Source organism: Aeromonas mytilicola subsp. aquatica, from assembly GCF_044336385.1.
Lineage (GTDB): Bacteria > Pseudomonadota > Gammaproteobacteria > Enterobacterales > Aeromonadaceae > Aeromonas > Aeromonas rivipollensis.
Map to the genome: position 1 here is coordinate 573374 of NZ_CP172298.1, position 12647 is coordinate 586020.

The 12647-nt window shown below is 61.7% G+C and carries 12 protein-coding genes; 6 read left to right on the top strand and 6 right to left on the bottom strand.

Features of this window, described 5'->3' with window-relative positions; genetic code table 11:
* Positions 1-78 precede the first annotated feature (78 nt).
* Positions 79-1719 carry a GGDEF domain-containing protein gene (locus ACFWHB_RS02885; protein ID WP_106885721.1) on the top strand — a complete coding sequence of 547 codons (1641 nt, stop codon included), beginning with the start codon at positions 79-81 and terminating at the stop codon, positions 1717-1719.
* A gap of 154 nt (positions 1720-1873) precedes the next feature.
* A complete protein-coding gene (locus tag ACFWHB_RS02890) occupies positions 1874-2464 on the top strand; it encodes an HAD family hydrolase (RefSeq protein ID WP_106885722.1) in 591 nt (196 codons plus the stop codon).
* A gap of 135 nt (positions 2465-2599) precedes the next feature.
* Here the strand turns inward: ACFWHB_RS02890 and hfq are convergent, their stop codons facing one another.
* Entirely contained in the window at positions 2600-2959 is a 360-nt protein-coding gene (gene hfq / locus ACFWHB_RS02895; protein ID WP_106885723.1) for an RNA chaperone Hfq, read from the bottom strand.
* 323 nt (positions 2960-3282) lie between these two features.
* On the opposite strand from hfq, the gene ACFWHB_RS02900 reads away from it, so the two are divergent.
* The 3 genes from ACFWHB_RS02900 to ACFWHB_RS02910 all read left to right on the top strand — a co-directional run bounded on the left by ACFWHB_RS02900 (position 3283) and on the right by ACFWHB_RS02910 (position 6863).
* Positions 3283-4554: a PqiA/YebS family transporter subunit gene (locus tag ACFWHB_RS02900; RefSeq protein ID WP_395949421.1), complete on the top strand. Its 1272-nt coding sequence runs from the start codon at positions 3283-3285 to the stop codon at positions 4552-4554.
* Positions 4547-6193 carry an intermembrane transport protein PqiB gene (gene pqiB / locus ACFWHB_RS02905; RefSeq protein ID WP_106885725.1) on the top strand — a complete coding sequence of 549 codons (1647 nt, stop codon included), beginning with the start codon at positions 4547-4549 and terminating at the stop codon, positions 6191-6193. Before ACFWHB_RS02900 ends, pqiB begins: the two co-directional genes overlap by 8 nt.
* Positions 6194-6293: 100 nt before the next feature.
* Positions 6294-6863 (top strand): PqiC family protein, encoded by a 570-nt coding sequence (locus ACFWHB_RS02910; RefSeq protein ID WP_395949422.1) that lies wholly within the window; start codon positions 6294-6296, stop codon positions 6861-6863.
* 57 nt (positions 6864-6920) lie between these two features.
* Here ACFWHB_RS02910 and ompA read toward each other — a convergent pair whose 3' ends face one another.
* Entirely contained in the window at positions 6921-7952 is a 1032-nt protein-coding gene (gene ompA / locus ACFWHB_RS02915; protein ID WP_395949423.1) for a porin OmpA, read from the bottom strand.
* A 299-nt stretch (positions 7953-8251) separates the two neighbouring features.
* The gene (locus ACFWHB_RS02920; RefSeq protein WP_171276895.1) at positions 8252-9259 is read right to left on the bottom strand and encodes an SGNH/GDSL hydrolase family protein; all 1008 of its coding nucleotides are present in this window, start codon (positions 9257-9259) and stop codon (positions 8252-8254) included.
* Between the two features lie 238 nt (positions 9260-9497).
* Here ACFWHB_RS02920 and ACFWHB_RS02925 point away from each other — a divergent pair, with 238 nt between their 5' ends.
* The gene (locus ACFWHB_RS02925) at positions 9498-9878 is read left to right on the top strand and encodes a YgiW/YdeI family stress tolerance OB fold protein (protein ID WP_106885729.1); all 381 of its coding nucleotides are present in this window, start codon (positions 9498-9500) and stop codon (positions 9876-9878) included.
* 64 nt (positions 9879-9942) lie between these two features.
* On the opposite strand, the gene mltC is transcribed toward ACFWHB_RS02925, so the two are convergent.
* The 3 genes from mltC to mutY form a co-directional block, all read right to left on the bottom strand.
* On the bottom strand, positions 9943-11043 hold the full coding sequence (gene mltC / locus ACFWHB_RS02930) for a membrane-bound lytic murein transglycosylase MltC (RefSeq protein ID WP_106885730.1): 1101 nt from the start codon (positions 11041-11043) through the stop codon (positions 9943-9945).
* A gap of 178 nt (positions 11044-11221) precedes the next feature.
* A complete protein-coding gene (locus ACFWHB_RS02935) occupies positions 11222-11494 on the bottom strand; it encodes an oxidative damage protection protein (RefSeq protein ID WP_025328361.1) in 273 nt (90 codons plus the stop codon).
* On the bottom strand, positions 11491-12564 hold the full coding sequence (mutY, locus tag ACFWHB_RS02940) for an A/G-specific adenine glycosylase (protein ID WP_395949424.1): 1074 nt from the start codon (positions 12562-12564) through the stop codon (positions 11491-11493). The genes ACFWHB_RS02935 and mutY overlap by 4 nt, the downstream gene beginning before the upstream one ends.
* Positions 12565-12647: the final 83 nt, after the last annotated feature.

Here is a 12647-nt window from a genome sequence, read left to right on the forward strand (position 1 = left end):
TCGCTTTTGACTGCCAGGTCAATTAATGGCCAGGCTTTGCCGATATACTCGCTTGGATACAACCAAGGATGAATTGGCATGCAAGAATGGGATCCGGAGCACTTCACCAGTTTTGAACATCTCTGTGAAGTGACCTTGGCCGCGGTCAGAGAAAAGACCGAGGCCGAGCAGATCTATCTGTGGCTGCGGGCGCCGACGCCCCAGCTCTATCACTACAGGCCCGAGCAGGGCTTGCTCTGCCTGAGCGCCGATCTGCTCAGCTCCCTCGACCTGCCCCTCCTCTTCATAGAGCGCTCCCTCGATCTCGGCCAGTTGCTGGTAGAGCCCATTGCGCCGTCCAGCGCCATCTGGGAGAGCGTCGAGCCTGAGGCCCCGCGCCTGCGTGCCTGCTTCCCGCTCAAACGCCACAAGGGGCTGGAGGCCGTGGTCTATCTGGAAACCCGGCGCCGCCTCGATCGCCTGCCAAGGCGCCAGCAGCAGAGCATACAACTGCTGATGCACTACCTCGCCGCCGAGCTGGAGAGCCGGCGGCTCGCCGGTCAGGTCGATTTGGAGCGGGATCAGCGGATCCATACCCAGGCCGACCTAGTCCGCAGCCAGGCCCTGCAGGACTCCTTCCTCAGCATGCTGCAGGCGCTGCACCAGGTGGGGGTCAAGCTGTCGCGCTGTGACAGCGAGGATCGCCTGCTGCACGATGCCGTGGTGCTGGCGCGCCAGGAGTTGCAGTTCGATCGCATCGCCATCTTCCTGACGGACAGCGAATTCAAGACCATGCACGGGACCTGGGGCACCAACGAGGCGGGCGAGCTCATCGACGAGCGCCATTTCATCAGCCCCATTCCGGAGCATCCCACGGTGCAGGAGGCGCTGCGCCGCAAGGACTATGTGCTGGTGCTGGAAGACACCCCGCTCTATTACGAGAAGCAGGAGGTGGGGCGTGGCTGGAATGCCATGGTGTCGCTCTGGGACGGGGGTACCCCCATCGGCTGGATCGCCGCCGACAACCTGCTCTGGCGCCGCCCGCTCAAGGCGTATCAGAGCGAGATCTTCAAGCAGTATGCCGCCGTGCTCTCCCAGTTGCTGATCCGCCAGCGCACCCAGGCGGCGCTCGAGCGTTTCAACCGTGACCTGGAGCTGCGGGTGCAGGAGCGGACCCGGCAGCTTGCCGACACCAACCGGGCGCTGGAGGAGGCCAACCGGCGTCTTTCCTTATTGTCGCTGGAGGATCCCCTGACCGGGATCGCCAACCGCCGTCAATGGGACATCACCATGGAGCGGGAGTGGGAGCGGGCGCGTCGCCACCAGGGGGTATTGGCGGTGCTGATGATAGACGTGGATGAGTTCAAGTCCTACAACGATCACTTCGGCCACGGCAAGGGGGATCAGTGCCTGCAACGGGTCGCGGCCCTGCTGCAGGAGACGGAGCGGCGGCGCACCAATCTGGTGGCCCGCTATGGCGGCGAGGAGTTCGTGATCCTGCTGTGCGCCCCGCAACCCGGGGAGGCGGAGCGACTGGCGGAGCAGATCCACCAGGGACTGGAAGCCCTGCAGATCCCCCATCCGGCCTCCCGGGTGGCGGCGACGCTCACCGTCAGCATCGGCTTCAGCTATCTGATCCCCTCCTCGGACAAGGGGTGGCAGACCCTGACCGAGCAGGCGGATCAGGCGCTCTATCACGCCAAGTCCCAGGGGCGGGCCTGTACCCTGGCCTATCGCTGACGCCGGCCCTCTCTCCTTTGTCGCGGCATCAGGGCGGCGGCCCTCTTCCTCGGCATAAATGTGGTCGCAAGCGTTTCTCGCCCCTTGATGCGTGGCGATGATCCACGGGTCTGGCTAGAATGGGGGCCCATTTTCCACAGACAGATCCTGCACCATGACCCTCTCCGGATTTCAAGGCCTGGTCTTCGACCTCGACGGCACCCTGGTGGACTCCATGCCCCTGCACCTGGCCGCCTGGGAGCATACCGCCCGCGAGTTTGGCTTTCAGTTCGATGCCGACTGGTTTTATGAGCTGGGTGGCATGCCCAGTCGCAAGATAGCCTTGCTGGTGGCCGAGGTGCAGCAGATCGCGCTGGATCCGCTGGTGGTGACGCGTTGCAAGACGGAGCACTACGTTGCCAACCTGCACAAGGCGACCCCCTTCCCGGCCATGCTGGATCTGGTCAGGCGCTATCACGGTCTCATCCCCATGGGCATAGGCACGGGTTCACCCCGCATCAATGCCGAGGCCGTGCTGCGCAATACCGGGCTGGATCGCTACTTCCCCGTGGTGGTGACCGCCGACGATGTGGAGCTGCACAAACCCCACCCGGATACCTTCCTGCTGGTGGCACAGCGACTCGGAGTCGAGCCTGAGGGCTGTCTGGTGTTCGAGGACACTGGCATAGGGGCGCAGGCCGGTGAGGCCGCGGGCATGCAGGTGTGCATGGTCAAGGAAGGGAAGCCGGTCGGATTGACCTACTGAGCAAACGGGTTGGCCATCGAGGCCGCCTGGGGGAGAAGACCCACTCTCATACGGGACAGGCATGACATGAGAGTGGGGATGCGCGTCGTCACCGATTGACGCAGCGGCAAGCTCAGAGCGAGGAGGAGGCGAGCATCACTGCTCGCTGCTACCGCCCTGATTGTCGTCATAACGGCTCGGGCCGCCGTGGGGGCGCGGGGCCATGGAGACCCGTGGCTTGCGGGCGCGCTGGATGCTGACCGCCGGGCGACCTGAGTGCATGGCGATGGTGGAGATCTTGGCCTTGTAGACCAGTTGCTGATTGCCATGGGCATCGGTCAACAGCACGCTGTACTGGTCGAAGCCGCTGATGGTCCCCTCCAGCTTGATGCCGCTCACCAGGAAGATGGCGACCTGACTGCGGTTCTTGCGCAACCAGTTGAGGGCAGAATCTTGCCCGTTCCCAAGAGAGAAGGCCTGCTCGATGGTGGAGTAGCTTGGGGATTCAGTTGTCATAAATTATTGTCCCGCGGAAAAAAAGTGGCGTTTGATTGTGCTAAATGGTCACAGGCTTGTCAAAGTCATTCTCACCCCGCCGCCAAAGCATCGGTGAACAGGGGCTGATGTGCATGGGCTTGAGCAAATCTGCAGATAAATATGCCCCTCTTCCCTGGATGCAGAGTCGATCGATGCAACAAGACCCCCATTCCAGGCCGCGCCTATGCCTATGTATCTCGCGTCCCTTAAGGCCCTGTACATGAACAGGGCTGGTGGTTAGCGGCGGTGGCTGCAATAATTGGCGCCTCTGGCCGTTCGCGGCCTCATGCTGGGGTCTTATCTTGCATCCGGTTTCACACCAACACCCAATTACCTATACCCATGACGCGACCGCGTGCGAAGAGTGTGACCTGCTGGTGCCGGCCACCGCGCTGGCCGTGGGGGAGACGAGCAGCTGTCCCCGTTGCGGTCACACCCTGAGTGCACACCTGCCGCAGCAGGAGCGCAGGCCCATCGCCTACGGCTTTGCGGCGCTGATCATGTTCGTGCTCTCCAATGCCTTCACCTTCATGTCCTTCTCGGCCAAGGGAGTGGGGCAGGAGATGACCTTCCTGCAGTGCATCACCACCCTGGTGGATCAGGGCTATCTGTTTCTGGGGGCCGTGCTGAGCCTGACCCTGATCGGCCTGCCACTGGTCTATATCGGCTCCATCATGCTGGTGCTCTGGCGGCTCGACAAGGATCTGCACAGCAATGCCCTGCGCTCCCTCGGCCGACTGCTGTGCCGGATCAAGCCCTGGCTGATGGTGGATGTCTTCCTCATCGGGGTGCTCATCTCCCTGGTCAAGCTGATGGGCATGGCGGACGTCAAGATGGGGCTCTCGTTCTGGGCCTTCGTAGGCTACACCGTGCTGCTGATCAAGATGATCTCGTCCCTGGACCGGATGTGGCTGTGGCAGCGGCTGTTCGGCCCGACCGAGGTGAGGGAACTGGATCCCGAAGCCAGTGCCCTGGCGTGCGGGCTGGTGGGTTGCCACATCTGCGGCGCGCTCAATGACGGCGCTGCCCATAGCTGTTCCCGTTGCGGCGATCATCTCCATCACCGCAAGCCGGGCGGTCTGAACCGCACCTGGGCACTGCTCATCACCTCAGTGATCCTCTATATCCCTGCCAACCTTTATCCCATCATGGACACCGTCTTTCTGGGGGACGACACTCCCTCCACCATCATGGGTGGTGTGGTGTTGCTCTGGGCCATGGGCTCCTACCCCATAGCCGCGGTGATCTTCTTCGCCAGCGTGGTGGTGCCCCTGGTGAAGATACTGGCACTGCTGTGGCTCTGCTACATGGTGCAGCGTGGCCGGGTCGGTTCTCCCCTTGGCAAGCTCAAGCTCTATCGTATGACCGAATTTGTGGGACGTTGGTCGATGATCGACGTCTTCGTGGTGGCCATATTGGCTGGCCTCATCCGGCTCGATAATCTGATGACCATCTACCCGGGCCCCGCGGCCATTGCTTTTGCCGGGGTCGTTTTGATCACCATGGTGGCCGCCATGAGTTTCGATTCCCGCCTGATCTGGGATTTACAACAAGGAGAGCGCGAACGTGAGTGAGCGTAAGACGAGGTGGAAACCGGGCTCTGACTTTATGAGCTCGGCCGCCGCTATCTGGATGGTGCCACTGCTGGCGCTGTTCATCGGAGCCTGGATGCTGTTCCAGCACTGGTATTCACAGGGCCCCAGTTTCACCCTGACGGTCGCCACCGCCGAGGGCATAGTGGCGGGCAAGACGGTGATCCGCTCCCGCGAGGTGGAAGTGGGTCGCATCGAGGCGGTGGAGCTTAGCGATGACTACAGCCATGCGGTGCTCAAGGCTCGTCTGACCAATGCCGCCGCCGGCATGCTCAAGAAGGACAGCCAGTTCTGGGTGGTCAAACCCAGGGTCGGGCGGGAAGGGGTGTCGGGTCTTGGCACCCTGCTCTCCGGGGCCTACATCGAACTCGCCCCGGGCAAGAAGGGCAAGGCGCGCGGTGAATACGCCATGCTGGACAAGCCCCCGCTCGCCTCAGTGGACGCCAAGGGGCTGAGGCTCTCCCTCAGCAGCCGCGATGCGCGTGCCCTGGGGATTGGCTCCCCCATCAGCTATCAGGGCTTTACCATAGGCCAGATAGAGGAGGCCAAGTTCCTGCCCGAGAAGAGCGAGATGCAGTATCAGCTCTTCATCAATGCCCCCTACGACATCCTGGTGAGCAGCAACTCTCGCTTCTGGCTGACGCCGGGCTTCGAGGTCTCCATGAGCAGTGAGGGGATGAAGGTGAAGATGGACTCGCTGGAGAGCCTGCTGGACGGCGGCATCACCATGGGGCTGCCGCCAGGCTGGACACCCGGTGAGCCGGTCAAGCAGATGGACAGCTTCACCCTGTTCCAGGACGAGGCGAGCGTGCTGGCCGGTAGCCTGGATCAGTTCATCGACTACGTCTTCCTGTTCGAGGACAACGTGGGTGGCCTGCACCCCGGGGCGGCGGTGCAGTACCGCGGCATCCGGGTCGGCACCGTCATCTCTGCCCCCTACCTCATCGACGACAAGGGAGTGCAGATCTTCAAGAGCCGGCAGATCCCCGTGCTGGCCCGCATCGAGGTACAACGCCTCTCCCATCGCTACGCCAACGCGGAGCGGGAGCAGTGGCGGGCCCTGTTCAGCAAGCAGTTCAAGGAGGGATTGCGGGCCAGCCTCAAGACGTCCAGTCTGTTGACCGGCGGCAAGGTGGTGGATCTCAACTTCTATCCGGATGCCCCTGCCTATGAGCCCATCAAGCTGGCAGGCTATCAGGTGTTCCCGACGGTGCAGGCCGGGCTGGATCAGATAGAGCGCAAGGTGAACCTCATCCTCGACAAGTTCGTCGACATGGACATGGCCACCACCCTGACGCAGGTGAATACCACCCTGGCGACCCTGGACAAGACCCTCAAGCACATCAAGGCCGTGAGTGCCAATCTGGAGCAGTTCACCGGTCAGCGTTCGACCCAGCAGTTGCCCGAGTCGCTCAACCAGAGTCTCAAGCAGTTGCAGGAGACCCTGCAGACCTATGATGCCGGTTCCCAGACCAACCAGGAGCTGCGTCAGTCGGTGCAGTCTCTCAATCAGCTGATGGGGGAGTTGCAACCCCTGGTCCATTCACTGAACGAGCAGCCCAGTTCGCTGATCTTCGACCGCTCCCGTCCCCAGGACCCTGAGCCCAAGCGAGGAAAATGATGATGTCCCTGATTTTGCCAACCCCTAATCGAGAGGCCAAATTCGTAGATCTTCGACCGCATCCATTCCCCCAGGATCCTGAGCCCAAGCGAGGAAAATGATGAAAAAACGGATGATGACCCTGGCCTTGCTGGGCCTGCTGGCGGGATGCAGCGCAGCCCCGACGGCACTGCACTACTACTCGCTGGACGCGGAGATCCCGCAGTCGAACGGCGTCATGGCGCAGCCCCAGCACCAGCTGGTGCTGCGTCCCGTCGCCCTCTCTGGCCAGCTGGATCGGATGAGTCTGGTCTATCAGCTGGAGGGCAAGGAGCTGCACTTTGCCGAGTACCATCGCTGGGCGGGTTCGCTGGATGCCCAGCTGAACCAGCTTACCCTCAATGGCCTCTCCAGCAGGCTGCCGGGCTGGGTGATACGGCAGGATGGGGCCCGCAAGGGACCCGTGCTGACCATCTCGGTTGAACGCTTCCAGGGACGGCACGATGGCCGCGCCCTGCTGAGCGGTCGCTGGCGCTTGCTGACGGAGGAGGGAGTGGTGCTGCGGGATGTACCCTTCCAGCAGGAGCGGGTCTTGCCGGCCGATGGGTATGGTGCCCTCGTCGACGAGCTGGGGCAGGGCTGGCAGCAACTGCTCGATCAGATAGCGGCGGATGTACGCACCCGCAGCTGAACGGGACAATGAAAAACGGGAGGCCTGGGCCTCCCGTTTTGTTATCTGACGCTGGGGTTATTGCTGAACTTCCGATACCCCTTGTACCTTGACCTCTACCCGGCGATCCGGGGCCAGGCAGACGATCAGGTCACGCCTGGACTGGCTGGTGCAGCTCTCGCCGGTGACAGGAGAGCTCTCGCCGTGCCCTTCCACGTTGACCTTGCCGGCAGGCAGCCCCTTGCCAACCAGATAGTCGGCGACTGTCTGTGCGCGCTGCTCGGACAGCTTCTGGTTATAGGCATCGGAGCCGAGACGGTCGGTATAGCCGATGACGGTGGCAGAGCCATCCTTGGGTCTGGCTTCCTCAATCTGGGTGTAGAGGGTATCCAGTGCCTGGCCGGCTTCCGGCTTGAGGGTGGCCTTGTTGAAGTCAAACAGCACATCCGAACTCAGGGTGAACTGCTTGTCGACCACCACGGGCTCGGGGGCCGGGGCCGGGGCTGCAACCGGCATGGCCGGCGGGACCTGGCCGAAGCGATAGACGGCGGCCAGGGAGAGCAGGCCGTTGTCCATGCGCAGGCCGGTGTCTTCACGACTGCCGTAAGGGGTGCTGTATTGGTACTCGAGGCGAGCAGCCCAGTCCAGGTTGAAGGCGTACTCGGCGCCAAGCGCACCGACGAAGGTGAAGTCGTTGTCGTTGTCCAGCTTGTCGCTGCTGGTCCAGCCGTAACCACCGCCGACGCGACCATAGAGATCCAGGTTTTCAGCTACCGGGAAGCCGAGCTTCAGGGTCAGCTGCGCCAGCTGCGCCTCGACATCGTCGTTGAAGACGGCTGCATTTCGGGTGCCGTTGTATTTGAGTTTGCCAAGGTAGTCGTAACCGAGCTCGATCCCCAGGTTCTGGTTGATCTGGTAACCGGCGAAGACACCGGCGCCCACTTCGTCGTCATCCTTGTCTTCGGTGGAGATGCTGTTGCTCTCGTCGACGCCGTAGAAGTTGGACCAACCCAGTTTGGCACCGCCATACCAGGTATTGTCTTGTCCGGCTGCCTGAGCGTTGGCCGCAAGCAAGCCTGAAACCAGCAAGGTAATCAGTGTTTTGTTCATATGAAGCCTCTGCAATTTGTCTGTGGGAGAGATCGAATTTGTGTCGCCTCGCCTCATGGGTTGGGCCTTTTTCGAGCCGCAACTCGCTTAAAAATAGCTCGCTTTTTTAAAATCACAAGCAACTGATATAAAACATATTGTGATAACAATGTGCATCATAGAGGAGTCGGCTGATGACTGTGGGGGTATGACCCGATTCTGTGATGAGTGTCATACGAGTTTTATTGGTTCGTTGTGGGTGCCAGTCAGGTCCAATAAAGAAGCCGACGTGAAGTCGGCCTCTTGCATCTGCTTACCCATCACTGGGGGATGAACTCGTACTCCCGTTCGATGAAGGTGGCGGCGCGCTCGCTCAGGGCGGCGTGCACGGCCGTGGTCGGGTGGACCTGATCCCAGAACATCTTGCCTTCACAGTTGAGCTCGCTGGCGCTGCGGCGAGCCATCGGACTGGCAACGGCCTGGGCCAGCAAGGGGTTGCCGGCGATGGCGAGGCGCTCCTGCGCATTGAAGGGGGCAAGCTGGCTGTCGGTGGCGGCGCTGCGGGACGAGAACGGCTTCCACACATAGCCCCCGCCGTAGCAGGCGTTCTCTGTGTCGCTCAGGCCGAAATTCTGCGGATCCCGCAGCATCTCGGCGAACTGCTTGTCGATCTCGAACAGCTTCACCATGCCGGTGGGGGCAAGCTGGCGTGCCAGGTTCAGCAACAGCTCGTTGTGATAGCGGGAGACATGGCTGGCCGCCTCCACCACCTTCTGGCTGCGGGCCGAGGGGTTCTGGCCCAGATCCGGCAGGTTGAACAGCAGGATCTGTTTTGCCCCATGAAGCACCATGCGGTTGGCCGAGTCGCTGATGACGTCGCGCACCCGCTTGGCGTCCAGCTCGGTATTCCAGCCATAGGCCAGATAGTCGTTGGCGCCGACCCAGAGGATCACCAGATCGTCCTCCTTGAAGCTGTCCTTCTCCAGGAACTGGGTGATCTCATAGTCCAGATTGTTGATGACCTGATACTTGGGGTTCCAGGAGATCTTGTTGTAGGCCACGGCGGTGGCGCCCCCCTCCGCTTCATTGACTATTTTCAGCCCCGGGAACGGCTGGGTCAGCCGCTCCAGCCAGACGGGGCCGTTGGAGAAGCGGCCCTGGTAGTAGGGCGGGCTGGAGGGAAGATAGCCGCGCATCTTGCCGTACATCTTGCCGGTGTCGGAGAGGCTGTCGCCGAACATCACTATGCGGGAGAAGGGGGGACGCGTCTCGGCGGCATGGGCCGTCAGGGCGAAGAGCCCCAGTAAACACAGAAGCCATTTGTTCATCTTGCTGTTCTCATGGAGTGGATGCAGGCGCTGCCTGCGGGCTGTTCCTCGAAGGCAAGGGGCTGGGGACCCCTGTTGCCAGGCTGCACGGTATCCACTCGAATACAATCTTGCAGCAAGCCATGGCCATTAAATCGATTGCGGTCACATTGGTCTCCCCTGGATGGGGGAGGCTTCACGTTTGTTTCACGCCAGCCCGGGCAAGATGCCTGCATACCCCAATGACAGGAGCGTGAAAATGAACAAAGCAAAGGTAATCGGCCTGGTGGCCCTGATGTCCGTCTCTTCTTTCGCCATGGCGGCCTACACTGGCCCCCAGGAGCAGAACAAGGTCTCGGTCGCGCAGTTGAAAGACGTGGCAGATGATCAGTGGGTGACCCTGGAAGGCAAGCTGGTCAAGCACCTTGGCGGCGAGAACTACACTTTCCGCGATGAGAGCGGCGAAGTGGAAGTGGAAGTGGACGGGGACGTGTGGCGCGGTGTCGAAGTGGGCCCGAACGATCTGATCCGCATCCGCGGCGAGGTTGACCACAGCTGGAACAAGACAGAGGTAGAGGTCGAGCACCTGGAGAAGGTAGGTGCCGCTCCCCAGAGCAAGGGCGGCTTCATCGCCAAGTAAGTTCGCAGACCATGCTGACAGCAAGGGCGCTACATAAGCGCCCTTGCTGTTTTTGTGTCTGCCGTCAGCCCGCCCGGACGGCGACGGTACGCTTGAACCCCTTCTCGGCCTGATTGACCTTGTAGAGGTAGCGACGGGCCTCCGCCTTGGGGTGCTGCTCGGTCAGCACCTGATAGACAGCCTCGGGAGAGAGGCGGTTAATCATGTCAGGGGCCGCCTTGCGGTTGCTGGAGAAGGTGTTGAGCACCCCGCCCGCCCCGCCGTTGTAGGCGGAGATCACCGCATAGCGACGGGATTGGGGATCCTGGATATCCGCCAGATAGACGGTCTGCAGCAGGTGCAGATAGGCAGTCCCCACGTCTATGTTGTAGGCCGGATTGAACAGATCCTCCCGGGTCGGCTGGCCGTTCTTGCCCTTGACCCGCACATAGACGTCCCGTCCGGCGGTGGCCGGGATCACCTGCATCAGGCCATAGGCATTGGCATGGCTGACCGCATAGGGGTTGAAGCTGCTCTCTGTCTTGATCACCGCATAGATCAGGCTCTCGGCGACGCCGTATTTGCGGGAGGCCTCGCGGATGATGCTGGCGTACTTGTAGCCGCGCTTGTCCTCATGGTTGGCCACCATGGGGATATCGACGAAGAAGATGGTGCGGATGCCGAGGGTGCGCTTCTTCATCGCGCTGGCCAGCAGGTAGTCGGCATAGCGCTCCGCGCGCCAGCCGGAACGGATGGCCTGACCCTGGGTGTCCAGCACCTGGCCATAGAGGAAGGGTTCGCCACCCGGCATGATCTCTCTGTCCGAATAGAGATCCACTTCCGCCGGATCGTCCGGGGTCAGCAGCGTCTCTATGATGGCACGGCGCAGGTGGGCGCGGGGATCTATGCCCGAGACAGTCTCCACCATGATGTGACCGCTGGAGAAGTCGACGTGGGCCCGGCTCTTGTATTGATCCGTGTATTTGACGTAGTCAAACTTGCCCGCAAACAGTGCCTCGCGTCCCCATATCTCGTTCACGTTATGGGAGAGCGCACTGATCATGTGTTCGAAGCCGCGGATGTCCTTGCCGTTGACCAGATCCTCGTCTTCTGCCCCGGGTTTGGGAGAAGAGGAGCAGGCAGAGAGAAACAGCAGGGCGCACAGCAGCCAAAAAATTCGACCCATAAGATCCTCAAACTGGGCGGTGGGGCCGCCCGTCACTCATTTGCCTTGAACCAGAAGAGGGCAAGCCGTCGATGGGCACTCACCTGGATCACGGGGACAACGCATTGGCACAGTGCCGGGAGCCCCATGGCCGCAGATGCCGGGCTTCGGCACTCTGCGCCCTGCTCGACGACTCGGTTTACTGGCTGGGAGGGGTGTAACCGTCGATGGCCACTTCACCCGCTTCAAACAGGTAGTTCACCATCTCTTTTTCCAGCAGTTGGCGATGCTCGAGATTCATCATGTTCAGCTTCTTCTCGTTGATCAGCATCACCTGTTTCTTCTGCCATTCGGTCCAGGCTTCCTTGCTGATGTTGTCAAAGATCCGCTTGCCGAGTTCGCCGGGATAGAGTTGGAAATCCAGGCCAGGACCCTCTTTTTTCAGACGCTGGCAAAATACGGTACGGCTCATGTTGACCTCTGTGGTTGTAAGTCTGGGTAGGCGAGCAGGCGGGCCGTGGCGGCCGCCAATCCCACCTCGGCAGGATGGCGTAAGTTATACCAGAGTCGGGAATCCGCTTCCATGAGCAAGGGGGGCGGCGGGGCAGCCATTTCGATCAGCAAGGGCCGAATATCGAGGTGGAAGTGACTGAAAGTGTGGCGAAATCCAGCGAGCTCCTGGTAGCCGGTCTCATCGAGACCCAGCCCCTGCAGGCGCCCTTCGATCTCGGCCAGGGACTCCACCTGGGGGAAGCAGTAGAGGCCGCCCCAGATCCCCTGGGGGGGCCGCTTCTCCAGCAACAGCTGGTCGCCGTGGCGAATGATCAGCATGATGCCGTTGCGGGCCGGAATGCTCTTCTTCGGTTTGCTGTTGGGGTAGGCGGTGGGGTTGCCCTGCGACAGCCCCTGGCAATCGGCCTGCACCGGGCAGCGATCACAGGCGGGCTTGCTGCGGGTGCAGACGGTGGCGCCCATGTCCATCATGGCCTGGTTGTAGTGGGCCACCCCTAGCCTCGGGGTGAGGCGGGTCGCCAGCTCCCAGAGATCGTTTTCCACCTGCTTCTGGCCTGGCCAGCCCGGCAGCGCCAGCCAGCGGGTGAGCACCCGCTTGACGTTGCCGTCCAGAATGGCGTGGGGCTGACCGAGGGAGAGGGAGAGCACGGCCCCGGCGGTGGAGCGACCTATCCCGGGCAGGGCCATCACCTCGTCCAGCCGCTCCGGAAACAGGCCGCCGTGCAGATCGCGGATCTGCTGGGCCGCCTTGTGCAGGTTGCGGGCGCGGGCGTAGTAACCGAGCCCGGTCCAGTGGTGCAGCACCTCGTCGATGGGGGCGTCGGCCAGCGCCAGCACATCGGGGAAGCGGGCCATGAAGCGCTGATAGTAGGGGATGACGGTGGCTACCTGGGTCTGCTGCAGCATGATCTCGGAGACCCAGACCCGGTAGGGGGTCTTGTCCTCCTGCCAGGGCAGGGTCTTGCGGCCGTGGATCTGGTACCAGTCCAGGATCCGGGTGGCGAAAGTCGCGTTATCTGAGTTGCTCACATTGTTCTCATGCAATTGATTTAAAACAAAATTAATCCACGTGCAGCAGTCTTTGTGCTGATACCAGTACAACGCCCGGGTGG